This window comes from Paraburkholderia dipogonis (assembly GCF_042680985.1).
Taxonomy (GTDB): Bacteria; Pseudomonadota; Gammaproteobacteria; order Burkholderiales; family Burkholderiaceae; genus Paraburkholderia; species Paraburkholderia phytofirmans.
Genome location: NZ_JBHUFR010000001.1, coordinates 409,730 through 429,714, shown reverse-complemented (window position 1 = coordinate 429,714; position 19,985 = coordinate 409,730). Strand labels below are relative to the sequence as shown.

The 19,985-nt window shown below is 57.4% G+C and carries 18 protein-coding genes and 1 riboswitch; of the genes, 3 read left to right on the top strand and 15 right to left on the bottom strand.

Going from position 1 to position 19,985, the window contains the following annotated elements; all coding sequences use genetic code 11:
- Positions 1-221: 221 nt before the first annotated feature.
- The 3 genes from ACFSNN_RS01770 to ACFSNN_RS01760 are packed head-to-tail and all read right to left on the bottom strand — an operon-like array spanning position 222 to position 4,141.
- A complete protein-coding gene (locus ACFSNN_RS01770) occupies positions 222-1,235 on the bottom strand; it encodes a hypothetical protein (protein WP_208949556.1) in 1,014 nt (337 codons plus the stop codon).
- Positions 1,216-2,760, bottom strand: a complete 1,545-nt coding sequence (locus ACFSNN_RS01765) for a hypothetical protein (protein WP_134462213.1) — start codon at positions 2,758-2,760, stop codon at positions 1,216-1,218. Before ACFSNN_RS01765 ends, ACFSNN_RS01770 begins: the two co-directional genes overlap by 20 nt.
- A 19-nt stretch (positions 2,761-2,779) precedes the next feature.
- Entirely contained in the window at positions 2,780-4,141 is a 1,362-nt protein-coding gene (locus ACFSNN_RS01760; protein ID WP_166799335.1) for an OmpA family protein, read from the bottom strand.
- Positions 4,142-4,725: 584 nt separating this feature from the next.
- Here ACFSNN_RS01760 and ACFSNN_RS01755 point away from each other — a divergent pair.
- The gene (locus ACFSNN_RS01755) at positions 4,726-5,829 is read left to right on the top strand and encodes an acyltransferase family protein (protein WP_134462207.1); all 1,104 of its coding nucleotides are present in this window, start codon (positions 4,726-4,728) and stop codon (positions 5,827-5,829) included.
- Between the two features lie 512 nt (positions 5,830-6,341).
- On the opposite strand, the gene ACFSNN_RS01750 is transcribed toward ACFSNN_RS01755, so the two are convergent.
- The 12 genes from ACFSNN_RS01750 to ACFSNN_RS01695 all read right to left on the bottom strand — a co-directional run bounded on the left by ACFSNN_RS01750 (position 6,342) and on the right by ACFSNN_RS01695 (position 18,279).
- Positions 6,342-7,916 (bottom strand): hypothetical protein, encoded by a 1,575-nt coding sequence (locus ACFSNN_RS01750; RefSeq protein ID WP_134462205.1) that lies wholly within the window; start codon positions 7,914-7,916, stop codon positions 6,342-6,344.
- A 4-nt stretch (positions 7,917-7,920) separates the two neighbouring features.
- The gene (locus ACFSNN_RS01745; protein ID WP_377689223.1) at positions 7,921-8,358 is read right to left on the bottom strand and encodes a sugar 3,4-ketoisomerase; all 438 of its coding nucleotides are present in this window, start codon (positions 8,356-8,358) and stop codon (positions 7,921-7,923) included.
- A 4-nt stretch (positions 8,359-8,362) separates the two neighbouring features.
- Positions 8,363-8,716, bottom strand: a complete 354-nt coding sequence (locus ACFSNN_RS01740; RefSeq protein ID WP_134462202.1) for a GtrA family protein — start codon at positions 8,714-8,716, stop codon at positions 8,363-8,365.
- A 2-nt stretch (positions 8,717-8,718) separates the two neighbouring features.
- Positions 8,719-9,648 (bottom strand): glycosyltransferase family 2 protein, encoded by a 930-nt coding sequence (locus ACFSNN_RS01735; protein WP_134462199.1) that lies wholly within the window; start codon positions 9,646-9,648, stop codon positions 8,719-8,721.
- A gap of 4 nt (positions 9,649-9,652) precedes the next feature.
- A complete protein-coding gene (locus ACFSNN_RS01730; RefSeq protein WP_134462196.1) occupies positions 9,653-10,603 on the bottom strand; it encodes a GNAT family N-acetyltransferase in 951 nt (316 codons plus the stop codon).
- The gene (locus tag ACFSNN_RS01725) at positions 10,600-11,403 is read right to left on the bottom strand and encodes a glycoside hydrolase family protein (protein ID WP_377747475.1); all 804 of its coding nucleotides are present in this window, start codon (positions 11,401-11,403) and stop codon (positions 10,600-10,602) included. The genes ACFSNN_RS01730 and ACFSNN_RS01725 overlap by 4 nt, the downstream gene beginning before the upstream one ends.
- A gap of 119 nt (positions 11,404-11,522) precedes the next feature.
- Entirely contained in the window at positions 11,523-12,113 is a 591-nt protein-coding gene (locus tag ACFSNN_RS01720) for an acetyltransferase (protein ID WP_341868441.1), read from the bottom strand.
- 101 nt (positions 12,114-12,214) lie between these two features.
- Positions 12,215-12,967 (bottom strand): methyltransferase domain-containing protein, encoded by a 753-nt coding sequence (locus tag ACFSNN_RS01715; protein WP_134462188.1) that lies wholly within the window; start codon positions 12,965-12,967, stop codon positions 12,215-12,217.
- A complete protein-coding gene (locus tag ACFSNN_RS01710) occupies positions 12,964-14,085 on the bottom strand; it encodes a DegT/DnrJ/EryC1/StrS family aminotransferase (RefSeq protein WP_134462185.1) in 1,122 nt (373 codons plus the stop codon). Before ACFSNN_RS01710 ends, ACFSNN_RS01715 begins: the two co-directional genes overlap by 4 nt.
- 283 nt (positions 14,086-14,368) lie before the next feature.
- Positions 14,369-14,518 (bottom strand): hypothetical protein, encoded by a 150-nt coding sequence (locus ACFSNN_RS01705; protein ID WP_166799334.1) that lies wholly within the window; start codon positions 14,516-14,518, stop codon positions 14,369-14,371.
- Positions 14,519-14,684: 166 nt separating this feature from the next.
- The gene (locus tag ACFSNN_RS01700; protein ID WP_134462182.1) at positions 14,685-16,145 is read right to left on the bottom strand and encodes an amino acid permease; all 1,461 of its coding nucleotides are present in this window, start codon (positions 16,143-16,145) and stop codon (positions 14,685-14,687) included.
- A gap of 208 nt (positions 16,146-16,353) precedes the next feature.
- Positions 16,354-18,279, bottom strand: coding sequence for a potassium transporter Kup (locus ACFSNN_RS01695; protein ID WP_134462179.1), 1,926 nt, complete (start codon positions 18,277-18,279; stop codon positions 16,354-16,356).
- 384 nt (positions 18,280-18,663) lie between these two features.
- A riboswitch (yybP-ykoY riboswitch) is annotated at positions 18,664-18,830 on the top strand.
- Between the two features lie 9 nt (positions 18,831-18,839).
- On the opposite strand from ACFSNN_RS01695, the gene mntP reads away from it, so the two are divergent.
- The gene (gene mntP / locus ACFSNN_RS01690) at positions 18,840-19,409 is read left to right on the top strand and encodes a manganese efflux pump MntP (protein ID WP_134462176.1); all 570 of its coding nucleotides are present in this window, start codon (positions 18,840-18,842) and stop codon (positions 19,407-19,409) included.
- A gap of 161 nt (positions 19,410-19,570) precedes the next feature.
- Positions 19,571-19,891, top strand: a complete 321-nt coding sequence (gene ppnP / locus ACFSNN_RS01685) for a pyrimidine/purine nucleoside phosphorylase (protein WP_116122394.1) — start codon at positions 19,571-19,573, stop codon at positions 19,889-19,891.
- Positions 19,892-19,985 lie beyond the last annotated feature (94 nt).

The window sequence follows — 19,985 nt, the reverse complement described above, 5'->3', positions numbered from 1 at the left end:
TAGAGCAGAAAGATTACTCGGGCCGTGAAGGACACGAAGCGGGACGTGCTCGCTGTAAATTGCGCGCGGGGTCGTCCGTCTTTTGTTGGTGTCAAGATAGGTGCGGGTCTTCTCCGCGTTGCGCCGCCGGCGGGTTCGATAGCAAGCGGCCCTTCGCGGCAGAGCGAACTTCGTCCGCATTGGGTCGGGAGTGTGAGTTCGCTGATCGAGAAAGCCGTCACTCAGCGGCGACGCCAAACCACCGGCCGTAGGCCGCCACATTGCTGGCGTAGCGGTCGTCCGGTCCTAGCGTCAGCAAAGGCCGGACTAGGGCCTTTCATCACGCTGCCCTTGAACGTTTCCCGATCGCCCGCCCCCTCACCCCCCACCGCCCCCAACAACGCCGGTGCCCCAAACTCCCCAACCTTCGCATTCGACTTCTGGAAATAAAGCATCCAGAACTCCTTCAAAGCACCCATAGTCTGCGGATCGCGATAAACGTTCCTAACCTTCGCATCCCCAGCCAACAACCCCGCGCCGATCACATAAACCCGCGCCCCACCAAAATCCCCAATCAATCCCGCAGCCGCCGCCTTCTTCATCTCCACCTGCGGATCAATCCGCCGAACGGCATTGTGCGAATAAAAACTCGACACAGAGCTGTTCTCCAGCATGTCCGACGCAAGCAACACAACCTTATCCGAAGCAGGCGAAGCGCGAACCTTATCGCTGATATCCTTCAACGCCGCCAGAATGTCCGACTTCGCGAGATCATTCGTCGCCACCGACTCAACACGCCCAATCGACGTAAGCAGCGCCTTCTTCGCAAAAGCCGACTGCCCCGCCATACACGCATCGAAGTTCCGCAACGCGCGTTCACTAATATCGTCCCGCAATTTCTCAGGTATCGGCGACTCGATAACGCCGCGCGTCACGACCTCCGTGTAATGCCCTTGCGAGAAAGCCGAAAAATCGAACAGCGTATAGGCGCCTGCGGGCCTAATGGCCTTCCCGGCCATTTCCGCAATCTGGGCCTGCAACTTCTCATCGAAAACCGTCGTCTGGTCAATGGCAATGAAAAGCTCGTGATCGACGCCGCCCTCTACCGGCTTGATGTGATTGGCAGCGTAGCAACTCGGAATATCGTTCGTGACGCCGGCTTGTGCCGACACCGCAATCGCGGTGAAACACGCTGCCGCGACTACGTGAGTGAAATGTTTAATCATTAGCGTCGAATCAAGCCTTGAAAAGATCATCGAGTTCGGATTCCAGCGCGAGCTTAGCTTTCTCAGTCCGCTCTTTCCGAAGCTTGATCGCACTGACCACTTCAGTTCGCACCGACTCATCGAGGCCGTAAATCAATTCCTTCTTACGTGCCACATCAGACTCGGCTTCGATCTTCGCGACTAGCGCATCAATGCTCGCGGTCGCCGGCACTTCGTCAGACGCTGCTGCAGGTACCGCGACAACCTTCGCGGGCGCATCGGTCGCAACGCTTACAGGTGCTGCTTGCCGTGCCGTCATCTGAGGCTCCGGCGTATCGGCGGCTACCGTCGCCGCAGTTGTCGAACGAATCACCCCGCTTTCCAGATCGGTGAAATTCCGATGCTCCAGCACATAGTCCCGGAACGTCTTCGAGAAGGTCTTGCCCGAGATATCCGCGTTCTCAGCCATCCGCTTCTGAAGGTTCTCCAGCTGCGACTGCGCAATAGCTCGGAACGGTGCGTAGTAGTTGTTGTAGTCCTCGAACGTCTTGAAGCCCTTCGTCGTTTTCCACGCGGCGAGACTTTCCCGCCCACCGAAGCCCCACGCAAAGCCACCGAAGATACCCACGATCTGCGTGACCACAAAAATCACAGCCAGCGTGATAAAGGCCGCAGCACCTTCGCTTCGAGTCGACGACGATTCCTCTGCTTTCGCACGATCGTCAGCTGCTTTCTGACTGGCGACGAGTTCGGCCGGCATTGCGTTAGCCGTCGCGAACGGATTACCGGCGTCAGCGCCCTGGCTCACGCCCATCGCTTCACGCGTCTGTTCCGCGTTGAGGTTGCTCCAGCGCATCCACGTCGACGTCCCTGCAATCACGATAATGACCGCAACGGTCAACGCCACCATGAAATAGCTGTGACTCGTGCCGACGCGATTGGCAACCTGCGTGTAGTCGGGTTCGCCATCATCGACGGACTGATCGTCGTCGAGTTTGACCTTGCGGCTCGAAAAGCGCTCTTGCGATTTGTCCTGCTTCCATTGCTTCCGGCATCGCGCAACGAGATTCGAACGATAGAGCTGGTGCCCCGCAACGTGCGTCAGAAACACCATAATCACGCACAGCACGAACACGATAGCCACCATCAACAAGGTGTGCGTATTCGCGCTGCCATCACGGGCCATCCAGCTGCCCAGCAGATATGAAAACCCAAGACCCTCTGCGATAACAAGTACGCTCAGCAGAGTGAGAAGCCACAACGGCGTCGGCGAACGTCCGCTGTCGTCCGACTTCGCGAGATATTCATTGCGCTTGCTGAACTCGGCTTTCGACAAATACGAAATGAACTTGTTGTAGTCGCCGCACAGCGTACGCTCGGAATCGGTCCAACCATCTTTACCGTGAATACCATGGCGCGACAGACGCGCCGTCTTCCCGAGAACAGGGAACGTGTACTTCCAATGATTTAGCCAGAATTCGAGTGTCGAGCGGAAAGAGAATGCGCCAACTGCAAGCAGCACCACGACGATGCACCAGATAGCCGGGCCCAAATTGGCCTGAATGAAATCCATCATGTCCGTTATTACCCTCTTGTTAGGTGCGTGCGATGACCGGCACGTAATTCACCGTGAAATACTGACTGCTCTTGCGGCGCACGAGCTCACCGGACGTCGCCTTGCCGTTCGAGAAGATGATGTCGGCACAGTCGAACACGCCGCTGTTGTTCACGAAGACGCGATACAGGACGCCGCCCTTCACCGCGTAGGCGTTCACATCGGGAGACAAGGTCACTTGCGGCGAGCCGTTCGGACCAGCGCTCCGGTCAAAGTCTTTCCATACGAGCAGCGTCGGCTTTGCCCCTGCGGTCGCACCGTTGCGCAAGACGGAAACATCCTTGAGCGCGAGGTATTGTCCGTTCAGCGCGGCGCCCCAGCTGCTTCCATACAGATTCGGCAAGTGGTCGCGCACGGGCACTGCCCGATCATCGGCAACGGACTTCATCGCTCGCGAAACGCGCGGCCGGTCGTTCACGCAGCTCTTAGCCACCGGCGCCTCATCGGCTACCGCTGAAGAGAAGACCGAGAGTGTCGAGGACGATGCCGGCAAAGCTGCAAACTGGAGGCCAAGCGTCGCAGGGAGTGCCTCATGCCAGCCGAAATCGATGCCATCGGACGACGTTGAATGAACGGACGCAACTGGCGTAGGAGGCGCGGAGTTAGATGCGGCCGTCGTGTTGGCCGACACGGGAGCCGATGCTGCGCGCGCGGGCGTGGCGCCGGCCACTGCGGTCTCTGTCGCAACGCGATTCTTGGTAGCTGTGCGACGCGCTGCTTTGGTCGCCGGGTTACCAGAAGTTGAAGGCGGCGCGCCCGCAGCAGCCTGATCGGACTGAGCAGTCACCGCGCGGTAGTACTGGTATTTAGGCACGCGACTGCTCGCGTAGCTTTGCAAAATGTCGGTCCTCGCGCCGCTGAGATCGACGATCTCGACTCGACGGTTGGCCGAACGACCCTCTGCAGTGTGATTATCGGCAATCGGCAACGTCTCGCCTGCGCCCTGGTAGAACACGTTCTCCGGCGCAATGCCGTGGTCCGCGAACAGCCGCGCGACGGCTCGAGCGCGGCGCTCCGACAGGTCCGCGTTCAACTCCGAGCTGCCGGTGTCGTCCGTATGGCCGATGAGCAGGATTTTCGCTTGAGCCGCAGCGGCTTTGTCGGCCGCGCTCGACGCCTGGGCTACCCGACTGGACGTGCGATATTGCTCGGCAATTTCAGCGAAATAGACCGCCGCCTCCGGCGTCAATTCGGCCGAGCCGGTTTCGAATTGGGTATGTCGCGCGGTGTCGACGATCGTGAAGGAACTGCCGACCTGCTCGGTCTTGCCGGTATCCGGCGCACGCGCTTCGAGCGCGGTCGCCGTGTAGGTGAGGTCGTGCTTGGCAGCGATTTTCGACAATGCGCAACGCCGGCTATCGACCGCATGTCCAATGAGCCCGCCGGCCAAGCCGCCTGCGGCGCCGGCGATCGCCGCGGCCGCAACCTTGTTTTTGTTGGCGATGACTGCGCCTAAAACAGCACCAAGCCCGACACCGACTGCGATGCCAATGTTCCGGTTGCTATTCGCGCATGGGTCGGGGTTTGCAAATGTGCTCTCGAACACATTCAAATCTGCGGTTTTGTCCGGATCCGCCGGCGCCCCGCTGGTCTGCTGGAAGCCGCCGGGATTAGCACATCCGGACAACGCGAAAACGGTGATCGTAGCGAGCCAAAGCGGCCTCGCTTTTCCTATTCCTCTCACTGAGAAACCCCTCGGTCGATATATTTTTAATTGCGCCAACGCGTGCAGCGGCTTTGGAAACGCCGTGACGCTGTCGAGACAGGCGCTCACATATCGATATCGGCTGGGGTGGGGTGAACTTTAGGAATATTTTTGTGGGAGGACGGCGGTGAACGTGCGTCGTCGTTGCTGACCCACAGACGCCATGCAGGCTCGCCCGCCATCATTTTTGTTACCATTGCCGCTTAATTTGAACGAGCGCCATGGCAAACGGCAACAAAACCTTTTATCTCCCCTGGATCGACGGCCTCAGGGCAGTCGCGGCTTTGTCAGTCGTCGTGCATCACAGCGATCTTCTGGCGGAGCCGTCGATAGCTGCATTCAGGAATTTCCTCGGGTGGTTCGGGGTTGATCTGTTCCTTGTGCTAAGTGCGTTTCTTCTGTCGCGCCTTCTGCTTATCGAACGAGAAACGACGGGCGACGTCAGCATCCTCAACTTTTACATTCGTCGGGCCTTGCGCATCTGGCCGCTATATCTGTCGTTCGTCACGCTGGCGCTGCTTTGGGGTCTGCTTTGGGGCAGTCAAGAAACCGTGCAGCTGTTCGGCTGGTACGTGTCTCACCTGACCTTTACCCAGAACATCGAGGCGGCGTATCACGGATACACGCCGTTTCCGTTCTCGTCGCATTTATGGACGATCGCGCTCGAAGAGCAGGCTTATTTGCTGATCCCCATCGCAACCGCGACGTACTTTTCGCGTGGTCACGTGCGAGGCTTGAAAATGGCGCTCGCTGCGGCGGCGATAGGCTTTATGTTGATGCGTCTCGGCGTCGTGCTGATCGGTCGTAGCCATCCATTCGTATGGGTCTCACCGCTAAGAGCCGACACGTTTCTGTTCGGGATATTCATGGGCCTCGGCACTTCAGTAGGAGAATCTTTGGATTCGCAGGCGCGCAAGTCATTGCTTTCTGCTACCGCCGCTTTGTTGATACTCTCAGCGCTCGTATGGATGGGGCCGCCCGGTATCTCGCGAGTCTGCGAGGTGATTGGTTATCCTGTCATGGCGTTCGCGTGCTGTCTGATTGTTTACGCGGTCTCGATGTCATCGAAGCTGCGCGCAGCGTTGGGTTGTCGCCCTATGCGGCACCTAGGGAAGATCTCTTACGGGATCTACGTGTTCCACATTTTTGCGCTGACGGAGACCGCTAAAGTCCTGGATCAACTCGAAGTACACAACCGGTTCTCGAGATTCGCCGTCGCTGCCGTGGCCACGGTCTTGCTCGCGGACGTTTCGTATAGGCTTCTCGAGCGCCCTTTCCTGCTCTTGAAGAACCGATTTACCTCGGTACAGAGCCGCCCCGCTTGACGCATTTGGGGCTGTGATCCACTGGCATCAGGGACTCAAATCTCTCGACTCTGACGTCGTGATACCCTTTTTTGTGGGCAAAGGAATTCTCCACGAGTCTTCATCTAATTCTTCGAAGATGGAGTCTCGCGGGATCCCGGTGGCCGATGCCCCTTTGGGATCGCTGGTTATTCTTGCGGTAACCGGCCCATAGGCGGTCGTGTCCAGTACGGGTGGCGGGCGAACATCGTTATCGCAGCCTCCCAAAAGAATACCCAGTGCGCAAGTCAGAGAGGTGGCGACTCGGGCGAGCAATATTCTAGATTTCATTTATCCGCTCCCCAGCTATTGCGGCTGTTCTCCGTACTGCCAATGTCGTCTCGGTTGAGTGCAACGCGTTTGTTAGTACGCAAAGCGCTCCATGGAAAAGTCCCGTCTGCACATGCTACCTTGGCAAACAGCCATCATGGTTCGCATAGGCGGAACTCTGATGACGAAGCGCGAGCGTTCTCTCCCTAGCGGATGCAATCGTGTCACCGCTGGCGCAAAAACAACATTGCGCCGAAGCTCCCGTAATCCCGGGCAGTCGACACATCAATGCTGCCGGCGGGCCGATACTGCGGGAGCGCCCGTATCGCTTGCGCGACGGTCGAGCTGCCAGGCAAGTCTCTCTCGGTTGCTACGACTACATCAGCGGGACAACTTTCAATGGCTCGCTCGATGGCTTTCTCGTCGAAATGCAGCGTGACAGCGGTGACTGTTAAGTTACTGAGGCTGTAACACGGGGGACGGAGGCCCGTGAGGGGATACAGTATCAACATCGCACCGCTCGAACTCAAAGTGGCTTTGGCAGGAGCAAGGCGCCTGATCCGATCAGCCATGAGCAGGTAATTGCTATGCGGAATCGACTCGTCAGCCCAATATTTCCCGTGCGTCTCCTTGAAAGCGGGGTAGGTGAGATTAATAAAGATGCTGCGTTGAAACTCAAGCTGCGGCCACAGGAGCAGTAAGGAGACGCCGATGCAAATACTGCTGCAGATGACCTTTTGCGCTCGGCCAATGAACTGGAAAGTTCGCCAACCAAGGCTCGTGATGCCGCACAGGCCGATCAACGACCACGAGAAATGATAAGGAAAACCCAGCTTCGCGAGCGGTTCAACAAAAGGAATCAAACTGACAGCGGCCCAAAAAACGAAAGACTTAAGATATTCCGTCGTTCTTCCGCGAATCGACGCGATGGCAATGCATGCCGTTGCCGCAAAACTCATGACCAGCCCTGCGGCAGCCGCCTGCGCAGCGAGCTGCCCACTCGACTTGAAGAGCTTCCATCGCATATCGCCAAACGCTCCGTACCCGGCGCCCGTATCAACATATCCGGCTATAAAGCTGGATACGCCGCCCGAGCCTCGCAGGGCGATTGCCAGGATAAGTATGAGCGATCCAGCTGCCAAGCCGCCTGCAACGTAGTACATCAACCTACGAGTGCCCCGCTCCACGAAGATTGAGACCGCCCCCAACACAGCAAAAAGAAGTAGCGTTTCTCGCAGAAGTACGCCGAGTGCGACGAGTACGCCTATGGCAAAGTATCTGGACGAACTAGCTTGCTGCTCGGACAAGAACAGGATCACCGCATAGAGCAATGGACACTGCGCTATGAAAAAGCTGTTCTTGAACCCATATTGGATGAATGTCGGGTGGTTTAGTAACGCGAAAAACAGCGCAGTGATAAGCGCACTCGCTGTCAGGCTTCCACTCAAGCGCGCTGATATTCGCAGCATCAAGACAGCGGCCAGCGCGTCCGGAACGATATCAATCAGTCGCAAGGCAAAAATAGGATTGACCTTAAGCGAGTAGACGAAAGACGTCAGTAGCGGGTAGAGCATCAGCATGCCGTCATTCGGAAGACGCAGGTCTTGCGATAACCGGTCATGAATAATCAGCGCGTAGTACGCATAGATGCCTTCGTCCGTGGATGGATAGCCACCGACGACCGCCAGTCGCAGCACAACAACAACTAGCACGACGAACAAAGCGGCGGCGATTAGCCCTATGCGCTGACTGCGCGCGCCCGACGTTAGCTCCGATCTCAATGTTACGCTGCGGTACATTCTGTCAAACCTGCTTTGACGCTAGATTTTTTATCAGGGCGAGATAGTCATCGTAGTCGCGGATATAGTCCTCTTCCTTGTACATATCAGACGCGAGAATCAGCGCGACCGAGCCCGGATCGAAATTGACCTCTGCCGCCCAAATAAGCGGGGGAACGTGCAGGCCCTTCCATGGCCGATTCAAATGGATGCGCGTGCGGTTCTTGCCATCATCGACTTCGACGTCGAAGCTGCCCGAGAGGCAGATGATCAGCTGATTCAGCGAATGGTGCGCATGTGCGCCCCGGCTTTCTTCAGTGGGCACGTCGTATAAGTAGAAAACCCGTTGGATCGCGAATGGAATATGTTTATCGCTTTCGATAAACGTGAGATTGCCTCGTGGATCGTTGATCTTCGGCAGCTCGTAAAGCTTGCAGTCGGAAATGGCAGGCATAGTATTCATTGGCCTATTCACGGAAGATTGCGCGGGTAAGAATGAACATCGCGGGAACGGTCACACAAACGACGATGAGTGGCGCGACCTGCGTCGGAACGTGCAGCACATGTACGCAGAACCTCAACATGCCTAGTCCAAGCGCATAGTTGAGCAGGTAAGCTAGCGGATATGACGCTGCAGTCCGCACGCTCAGATTTTTCTTGAATACCCACTTAGCACTTAGCAGATAACCCAGCGCGATCCCGACCGCGTATGTGACTGTGTAAGCCCATGTGTACGGAAGAAACTTCAGCAAAAGCAGGTAAAGGAGGTACGTCGCAACGGTATTGACAACGCCCGAAACCAGGAATCGCTTGAACCTCATCTTTACCAGACCTGCTCGATAACTGTCTCAGGGCGCCGGTTTGTTTCTTCGAAGATCCGCCACAAGTACTCACCAATCAAGCCGAGCATGACAATCACGAGTCCCAGCATGAAGGAAATCAAAGAGACAATCGTCGCAAACCCGGGAACGGAAATGTTGTGAAGGAATGCGCCGATCACAACAATGAGTCCGTAGACAAAACTGCACACTGAGATCACGGCGCCGACGCCCGAAATCACCCGGATTGGCGTGATTGAGAATCCCAGCATGATGTCGAGAAACGCTGAGAATTTCTTGGCGAACGTCCAACCCGATTTCCCGTGGCGACGCGCCGGACGGTGATAGGTGATGACGCTGGGCTCGTAACCCAGCCAGTAAGCGAGTAGCGGCGTAAAAACCGATTTCGAACTATTCAGAAGGTGGGGCAACAGCGCCTTGTCCATCAGCGCCATGTCATATCCGCCGTCGGGGTAGTCGCGAATGACCAGTGCCCGCAGCAATTTATAGTGAATACGCGAGAAGAACTTCGACATGACCGGATCATCTCGCGTTACACGCTCGCAGATAACAAATTTGGAGCCGGCGAGCCACCGGTCGACCATCTCATTGATCAGCCCAGGCGGGTCCTGCAGATCGGCGGCAACAACGATGAATGCGTCACCCGTCACGAAGCGGAAGCCCGTCTTCGAACAGTGAACCGCCCCGAAGTTTCGAGTCAGCTTGACGACGGTGGTGGCAGGCCGGCTGTTCTTGAACTCCAGCAGTAGTTCCAGAGAATTATCCTTCGAGCCGTCATCGACGAAGATAAGCTCAAGCAGGATATCGCGGGCGAGCAGGCCCTGTTCGAGCGCGACTAGCTGCGGGAACAGGTGCGGCAGACTTCCGGCATTGAAATACACCGGAACGATCAAGGATATTTTTTTCTGACTCACGATCTCAAATCGCCAATTCGTAATATTCGTGGGCTACACCGCCGCCGCCAAATTCGGACTTGAATCGAAACAGTCCGTCGTTCAGTACCAGGCCTGCTGATTCATTGCTCGTTCCAAAGTCGAAATACCGTGCTCCACTAGCGCGAGCTTCTTCTATCGTGGCGCCGAATACTGCGTCGAGCGCGCCAACCTCATTGCCTCTTTCACTGGACGCAATGTATTGAGCGTGCCACACGTTTTTGGAGCGGAACAAAAGAACGCCCGCGATCACGCTTTCGTCCACGACTGCACAGCGAAGCTGAATCTCGTCCGGAAAGCGCGACGCCAGCAGAGCTATTTCGTCGGACGTGTGAACCGGAACAGCCTCGTGACGGCGCGCGAGCGTTTCGGTCAGAACCGCCCAGAATGCCGGTAGATCATCGATAGCCGCGCGTACCGAGACGGTCTTGCACGCCTTGCGCCTCGCGCGCTTTCGACGCTCGCTGACGGGCCGCTGGTGTTGCAGATCGATCGTGCATGACAGATCGCATCGAACACGCTGCGCGCCATGACGGAACAGCGCATACACGTCGTCTTGCGAGGGAACCTGCGCGTAGATGTACGGCACCACTTTGTAGACCAGTTTTTGGATACCACGGTCGCGATAGTGATCCTTCAATGCGCCGATCGCGTCGATCATTCGCTGACCTTGAAGCCAGCCGGCGTGCGCAATGCCGCCATACGTTGCGCCCGGATGACTTACGACGATATTCGGATCGCCGGTTGCCTTAGCCGCTGGAAACAGACCCACCAAACGCCCCTCGTTCATTAGCAGGACGGAAGCGTCTTCGAAGCGTGCACCGTGGTACGACAGAAAGCGTCGCGTATGCAACAGCGTTGCGTTGTCGCATTCGCGACACCAGTCATCCCATGCCTGCGCGTGTTCGGCAGTGTATTCGACGATATCGATGTTCACTTGATCAGTTCCGCGACACCGAAGCCCGTCACGCCGAAGTCGTTGCCGTTATAAAAGCAGAAAGTTTTGTCACCGGCATCGACCACCGCCGCGTACTCGACCGTCTCGTTGTCCCAGCCGGATGTGGAAACATCCAGTCCCATCTTTTCGTCTAGTCGCGTCCAGTGCCGGCCATCGGATGATTCGGCGTAGCCCATGCGATAACCCAGCGGCTGCTTCTTCCGGACGCTATAGAACATCTGGTAGCCGTCGGGCTTCTTGACCACGTACGGCCGACCGAACCCATGTTCGGCGTCGCGATTCATTTCAAAGACGCGGCTCCCCGCGTCGGGCCATACGATCCCGTCCGGGGACTCAAGATAATGGAGGTCGTAGACCGGCATGGCCTTTCCTTCCAGCGTCTCCCATTCGCTTCCCGCCACGTACCACATGCGGTAAGTGCCGTCTTCGGCCACGACAAATGGGCCTCCGCGAATATGCAGCTCTTGCGGCGATCTTTCCAGAATCGGCGTAGCTCGAAGACGTTCAAACGTCTCGCCGCCGTCGCGACTGATGGCAAGTCCGGTCAATAAACGGTAGCGGATTTGATGACAAATCTCGAAGCCAACGTAGTACATCGCCAACGTACCATCGGGCCGCGCGAGCACACATGTCTGGAACACGCCATTGTCGTCGAAGGCGCCCGGCACACCCACGTCGAGGACAGGATCTGGCGATACTCGAAGCACGCGCGTTGGATCGCCGGCGTCGACGTCGACGAAGCCAATGCGGCCAATGCCTTTTTCGTCACGCCCTTGCACGTAAAGGCGCAACGTGCCGTCCGCCAGAAACAGCGGCGTCGGACACGACGCATGGGATCGGGCCCACCAAAGGTCGCCGTTCGGGCACCAGACGACACCCAGCTTTCTCCATTCCATTTTCAGTCCGCGCGTACTTTGAAGAAGCGGCGAGCGCTTACCCTTGCGGGTTCGCTCTTGACGCCACCGTAGAGCTTGTCAGGTTCCGTGTCACTCGAAATCGAAACGCCGGGTCCGATCCAGTTGCTTTCGCCAATATTGACGTTATTGCTGACCGTCGAGTTAACACCCATAAAGGTATGGTGCCCTATGGTACAAAACCCGGAAATCACAACTTGCGATGAGATGAAGCAGTGACTGTCCACCTTGGTGTGATGCCCGATGTGATTGCCGCTCCAGAGCACGACATTATCTTCGATGCGGACAAACGGCTGCACGGTATTGTTCTCGAAGATAAAGCAGTGTTCGCCAATCGACGCATTTGGCCACACGAACGCTTTCGAACTGATATAGCTTGCGGGCTTGTAGCCCTTCGCCTTGCACGTTTCATAAAGGCGCGCACGCAGCCGATTCAGCTGCGAATAGACAATAGCCGCGTAGAAATCGACCCGCTCGGGCGGATAAAGCTCTTCGAGTCGCTCCAGCGGCACCACCGGCAGATCGAACAGGCGGTCGCGCGTCATGAATTCCGATTCCACGGCGAAAGCGACCACGTTGTACTCCGAGTCGTGCGTAAAGTACTCGTAGGCAACTTCGGCGAATGCACTGTCGCCAACGATAACCAGGTCTCGGGTCTTTTCCATTTGCGTCGCTTTTACGGTCGTTGGATCAGGATGTCTTCGCGGCGATTCGCCATGGGCAACGCTCGCCCTTGTGGCAGCACGTAGGCATCGAACCCGGCGGATCGCGCTCTCTCGAGAATCGAGAAAACGATTGAGTCATCGATCTGGTCATGCTCGATCTGATTGAAGCTCACGACCGGGCCGTCGGCTGTGCGCATGAACTCCTTGTGAAAACGGACGCCCGTTTCGCTGGAGAAGAAACGTTTGCGCTTGGATACATTTGGTATGTCGCCAAGCAACATCTGGCCTCCCGGCGCCAACAGGGACAGCGAATCGTCGAGGAAGCGGAAGAACGGTGCCTCCAGCACGATATATTGCAGAACGCTATAGCAAAGAATGACGTCTGCAGCCTCTCTGAGTCCGTCGATGAGGCCAGGGCAATCGGGGTAGCGCGCCGCAACCTTCGTGATGAATGGCCGGTCGTCCAGTTGCTGCAACATTTCTTCGCTATCCACCAAGGTGAGCGAATGGCCGTTCTTCTCGCAAAGACCGATCAGCATGCCCGGAAGATCGCTACACCCTGGGCCGATGTCGAGCACGTTCTGTTTCGGAAGTTGCAGGTTGTCCAACTTGCCGACGATGTCCGCGAAAATGTGACTCTCGAAACCTTGACGATATTCGTCCGGAAAACCGATGCGCTCGTATTTCGACAACGAGTCGTCGCTCGCGAGGCGCCGGAAATCGTCGAAGCCGATTTGCGATGTGCGGTTCTTTGGTTGATTCATTGCGCGGACTCACGTGCGAAATAGGCACAAACGGATTCGATTACGCGATCCACCTGCGCTTCGGTCATTCCCGGAAAGCACGGCAACGTGACGATCTCGGCCGCGCTCTGCTCCGTCACCGGTAAATGTTGACGGGGTGAAGCGGACCGGCTCGTGTAAGCGGTCTGCCAGTGATCGGGAATCGGATAATGCACTTCCGTTGCGACGTCCTGTTCGCCGAGATAGGCGCGAAATGAATCACGGTCGCGCACGCGAATGACGTAGAGATGGGCGACGTAATCCGCGTCCACGGATGAAGCGACCCTAGCCGGCAGTTCATTGAAGGCAGCGTTGTATCGACGCGCCACGGCTCGACGTTGCGAATTCCAGTCGTTCAGATGCGGCAACTTCTCGCGCAGAATCGCCGCTTGCACTTCGTCCATACGGCTGTTCCGGCCGCCCGCCAGTTCCACGTTGTACTTTGCACTCCATCCGTACTGACGCAGCATCTTCAGCTTCTGCGCGATCGCCTGGTCAGAGCATACGGCTGCACCGCCGTCACCCAATGCGCCCAGGTTCTTTGTCGGATAAAAACTAAAGCAGCCGATGGCGCCAAAGCTTCCCGCAATACGCCCTCCGCGCATCGCGCCATGAGCTTGCGCGCAATCTTCGACGACAGGAACCCCGGCTTGTGCGGCAATCGCCACGATTTCTTCGATAGCGGCGAGTTGGCCGTACAGATGCGTGACAAGAATCGCCTTCGGCTTTTCGCGCGAAAGCAGTTCGCGAAGGGCGGCCGGCGACATGTTCAGCGACGAAGCATCGACGTCGATGTAAAGCGCGCGCGCGCCAATCGCATTGACCGCCGTGCTGCCGTAAAAGCCGGCGTTGGCCACCAGCGCTACGGAATCGCTAGGCGTTACATCGAGCGCCCGCAACGCGAGTTCTAACGAGTCGGTTCCATTAGCAAGTGCAACGCAGGTATCGACGCCGATATACTCGGCGAACTCCCGCTCGAAGTTTGTCACTTCGTTGCCGAGGATGAACCAGTGACTGTCCGCCACGCGGTTGAAGGCACCCGCGAGGTCGATGCCGCGATTCGAGGCTTCAATGGAAAACAGAGGGACCTTGCCGGCCATAGCGCACGTACCTCCGCAATATGATTTAAGTCATCGCACGCGAGCCGTGCGATGACTTCGATTAAGTGGTTACCGTGTGAAATGTGCCCGAATCAGGATCCGAGAAGGTGACGACGGCAAACGCTTATCATAACTCATCGCGAATGTCGATGCCACGTTTGGACGCTATTGGGCGAACGCTGGAAAGACGGGTCGTGAGCTTCGATTTCGATGTCACGTGATAGCGACATACGATGTGCCGGCAGAACGCGGCATGCCTTGATACGAAAAACCTAAACTCCTTCTAACTCCTCTCCCGCTCATCCGGCATATGCCGCCGCATAAAAACGTCGATATCATCCACGCACGACGAGGCAAACGCCCTCACCACCACAACACCCACAATACCCAAAACAACCACCACAGCCGGAATCTCGAACAAGGTCATATCCACGATAAACCTCCTCATAAACCAGGAGCAGCCACGGCACGCCACAACATCGCCGCGGCCACACCTCACCCTCCCAGTCTACGAAGACAGACCTTGCCCACCAAACGAGCATTTTTCATCGCTATGTGAGAAATACTCGCCGTGACGCCGATCCAGCGCCACCGCCTTCTCAATGCCGCTCCGGATAGCGCAACCTCGAATGATTCCGGCCATAAGACATGTAAATGGTCATGCCGATCACAAGCCACACAACGAGCCGCACCCACGTAACAAGCGGTAGCCCGGCCATGAGCAGCAGGCAAAACAAAATCCCCAGAACCGGCACGATCGGCACCCCGGGAACCCTGAAAGGACGCGAAGCATCCGAGTCGCTGCGCCGCAAATAGATCACCGCGCCGCACACAAGAATGAACGCGAACAAAGTACCAATACTGACCATCTCTCCCAGCACGCTGATCGGCGTCAGCGCCGCGACGATCGCAACGACTGAGCCAATTAGAATCTGGCTCAAATAAGGCGTCTGAAGACGCGGGTGAACTCGCGCGAAAAGAGGCGGCAGCAAACCATCCGTCGACATCGTAAAGAAAATGCGGCTCTGCCCGTACAGCAGCACGAGAATCACCGTGGTCAATCCTGTCAACGCGCCGATCTTGATCAGAATCGAGAACCAGTTCACGCCGATGGCATCCACACCCTTGGCGATCGGATCAGGAACATTCAACTCAGCGTAAGGCACGAGCCCAGTGAGCACACCTGCCACGAGAATGTACAAAATCGTGCAGATGATCAGCGAGCCCAGAATACCAATCGGCATGTCCCGCTGCGGTTTCTTCGCTTCCTGCGCCGCGGTGGAAACCGCATCGAAGCCGATGAACGCAAAGAACACCACTGCCGAGCCGCGCAGGATCCCGCTCATGCCAAAGTTACCGAACTCGCCGGTATTCGCGGGAATAAACGGATGCCAGTTCGCCGGCTTGATGAAAAACGCTCCAAGCGCGATAAAAGCCACCACCACGACAAGCTTGACCGCCACCATGATGTTGTTGAGGCGTGCCGATTCCTTCGTACCGAGCACGAGCATGGTGGTAAGAATGGCGATGATCACTATCGCGGGCAGATTGACGATGCCCGTCGCGGTGCTGCCATCGGCTAGCTTGATGACCGTGCCGGGTGCAGTGGCAAAAACAGGCGGGATATTGATCCCCACGTTATGCAGCAAGCTGACGATATAACCGGACCATCCAACCGCGACCGTGGCCGCGCCCATCGCGTATTCGAGGATCAAGTCCCAGCCGATGATCCACGCGAAAATTTCACCCAGCGTGGCATACGTGTACGTGTAACTACTGCCGCATACCGGCAACATGGCAGCCAGTTCCGAATAGCAGAGACCGACGAATGCGCACGCAATGCCGCCGAGCACGAACGACAAGACGATGCTCGGGCCCGCGAATTGCGCTGCGGCGGTGCCCGTCAGAACGAAGATGCCGGCGCCGATGATGGCGCCGATACCCATCGCGGTAATGCTGATGGCGCCGAGTGATTTCGATAGTGAATGGCCTTCATCCGCGTCGGCGCTTCCCACAATATCGGCGACGGATTTTCGTGCCATGTAGCTCGTATCAGCCATGATGAGTCGTCCCGTTCAATTGGTGTTGGGCACGAGCCGACTCGGCTTGCTTCGGCTCGCGGAGCACGACAAAAACATCTGTTACTGAAGACTAGCGGGTAAGGTAAGGAGAATGGAAAATTCAGTGTATTCCGAATTAAAAGCAAAGTGAATATTTGATTCTGTCTCGTCCGCGGTCAAAGCTTTTGCTCGCGTTCTTAGGCAATCCTCAAATCTCCACCCGCGCCCCCAACTCGATCACTCGATTGGCCGGCAGCTTCAGATAAGCCGCGACGTTCCCCACGTTATGCAACATGACCGAGAACAAACGCTCTCGCCACATCGCCATGCCGCTATCACGAGTTGGCACGAGAGTCGCGCGGCTCAGAAAGTAGGAAGTCTCCGCCGGCTCGAATGACAAACCGTACGTTTTGCAAACTTCAAGTGCGCGCGGCAGATCGACTTCATCCATAAAGCCATACGTGATTGTGACCTGGTAGCATTCCGAATCGAGTGGATGCACGCTCACGCGCTCACTGGCGGGCACCCACGGTATCTCTTCGTTGTTGACCGTCACGAACACCACCCGTTTGTGCAGCACGCGGTTATGCATCAGATTGTTGATCAACGAATGCGGTACACCATCAGGATCCGGAGAAAGAAAGATCGCCGTGCCACCGCAACGAATCGGCGATTCCTTCAGCAGTGTCGCGAGATAAGGCTTGAGCGGCGTCGTCCCGGCTCTCACGCGCGCTTCGGCACGCATCATCTCCCAGCCTTTTCCCCAGGTTGCCATGATTGTGTAGATGATCAGTCCGACCAGAAGCGGGAACCATCCGCCTTCCATCAGCTTCAGCAGATTCGCGGAGAAAAATGCCGCGTCGATCATGAAGAAGAAGCCGGTCGCGAACACGCATAGAAACCAGTTGTAGTGCCACGCATAGCGAATGACGAAGAACGTCAGGATGGTCGTGATCAGCATCGTGCCGGTCACCGCGATACCGTACGCGGAGCCGAGCGCCGTGGATGACCCGAAGCCGACCACCGCTGCCACGACGGCAGCCAATAACGTCCAGTTGATGCCCGGCACGTAGATTTGCCCCATCTCCCTTTCGGATGTATAGACGACATTCATGCGCGGAAGAAAGCCGAGTTGCATCGCCTGCTTGGTCATCGAATACGTACCCGAGATAACGGCTTGCGACGCGATCACAGTCGCGACCGTCGAGAGCACGATCATCGGATACAGCGCCCATTCCGGAAACATTTTGTAGAACGGATTTTGCAGTGCGCCCGGATCGGCAAGCAGCAACGCGCCCTGCCCCAGATAGTTCAGCGCGAGTGCTGGAAATACGAGGCCGAACCACGTCAGCCGGATCGGCTTCGCGCCGAAATGTCCCATGTCGGCATATAGCGCTTCCGCGCCGGTCAACGACAGAACGACCGCGCCCAAAGCAACGAACGCAAGCCACCGATGATGCAGGCAGAACGCCAGCCCCGTGAGCGGATTGAGCGCGACGAGAATCGCGGGCGCCCGCATCATGTTGACGACACCCACCACGGCAAGCACGACAAACCAGAGCACCATCACCGGTCCGAACACGATGCCGATACCGGCCGTGCCATGCTTCTGCATCAGGAACAGCGTGACCAGCGCAACCAGCGTCACGGGAATCACACAGGTTTTAAGGAACGGCGCGGCCACTTCGAGACCTTCTACCGCGCTCAGCACCGAGATCGCCGGCGTAATCACACTGTCGCCGTAAAAGAGCGCCGCGCCCATGATGCCGATGCCCAGCAACGTGTGGCGCAAGCGCGGCCGCGCGGAAACCGACGACGCGGCGAGCGCCAGCAGCGCCATGATCCCGCCCTCGCCGTGATTGTTCGCGCGAAGAATCAACGTGACGTATTTGAGCGAGACGACGACGATCAGCGACCAGACGATCAGCGACACAATGCCGACCACATCCAGCGCGTTGAGCGACAGCCCGTTGACTGGATTGAACACCGTCTGCAGCGTGTACAGCGGGCTGGTGCCGATGTCGCCGTACACCACACCTAATGCTGCAAGCGCGAGTGCGGGCATCGCCGGGCGATGATGCCCGCGCCCGCCGGAATGGCCCGCATCGGGCGCGGCGGATACTGACTGGCTCATGTCTCGCTCCAGTTTCGCGTTCTCGCGATGCAACATACGGCTTGGGCCGCTGCGCGTGCGGAACCGCTTCATGCTTTTATCAGGCCTCGTTTTTCGAGGAGTCGCCTGCGCCCCAATAGTCAGCATCGCGGAAGCAACTTTCGTACAAGAAACGTGCGTCCCATCTTTGATGCTTTATGCGCCTTCTTATTGTTCTGATGTTTGCGTACCCGCCTTTCGCGGACGTGACTGTCTTTTTTCCGAAAGGCCGGTGTGCCGCTAATTCAACATATACCATCGGCCGTTTGCCACGCTACTGATACATGAAGTAGTGATCGATTTATTTCTCGGGCAGACATGCAGGACGCAAGCACCATTACATCAGCCTTTCGACATGGTATGCTCGCACCTGTCTTTGGGGAGTAGCCGGCTTCTACCCAGAAGCGCCTGCATCAACATTCTCGGTCGCGCAGACCGTGGTGCAGGTAGCCCTTTGGTTGGCAAGACCATCGACACACCACGCGACCGGTCGGGCGCGGCGGTGTGTCGCGGTTTTCCGCCCGACCACGAGCCCTCCTCTCATGAATCCTGTCGCAACGCTGTTCCTTGCTTTTGCCATGTCCACCGACGCCTTCGCGGCCGCGATCGGCAAAGGCGCCACGCTCAATCGTCCTCATTGGCGCGAGGCGGTCAGAACAGGGCTCATCTTCGGCGTCATCGAAGCACTCACGCCCCTGGTCGGATGGTTTCTCGGCAAAGCCGCGGCGCAATACGTCTCGGCATGGGATCACTGGATCGCGTTTTCGCTGCTGTTGGTCCTGGGCGCCCGCATGATTTTCAACAGCTTTAACACCAAGGAAATCGAGGAAACGAAGCCGTCGGCTCATTCGTTCTGGTTGCTGGCGCTAACCGGCTTTGCCACGAGTATTGATGCGATGGCGGTCGGTGCGGGCCTCGCTTTCGTGGACGTCAACATCTATTCCACGGCCGCTGCGATCGGTCTCGCCACCATGGCGATGGTCACGATCGGTGTGATGCTCGGCCGTGTCATCGGGCACGTGGCGGGCAGGCGCGCGGAACTGGCGGGCGGCATCGTGCTGATCGGCATTGGCAGCACGATCCTGGCTGAGCATCTGAAGGTCTTCGGCTAGACGGTGTTTGACTGCGGCCCGCAGATCTCCATTTCTTTCGGCGCGATCGGCGTCTGACGCCACCGGCCGCCTGTATGATGGCGGCTCCGCGTCCGACCCGAAGGTCCGACCTGAAGTCCACGCAAACGCCTCCATTCACGACAACCCAGAGGAAGATTGGCATGACGGCCGCAACGCAATTCGATCAGGTTTCCATTGTTAAACGAGCCAACGTCTATTTCGACGGCAAGTGCGTCTCGCACACCGTTCTGTTCGCCGACGGCACGCGCAAAACGCTTGGCGTGATCCTGCCGGGCGCGCTCAACTTCGGCACCGACGCGCCTGAACTCATGGAAGTGCAGGCCGGCCAATGCCGCATCCGCCTCGAAGGCAGCGACGAGTGGAAGACGTATGGTGCGGGCGAGTCGTTCTCGGTGCCCGGGAAAAGCCGCTTCGATATCGACGTGATCGAAACACTCGACTACGTCTGCAGCTATCTGTAAAACGCGTCGCATTGCACGACGTTGGAATGACGCGCTCTAAATCCCGCGTATAAAAGCGCGGGCTTTTCATAAAGAACGCACGTGGATTGCAGCA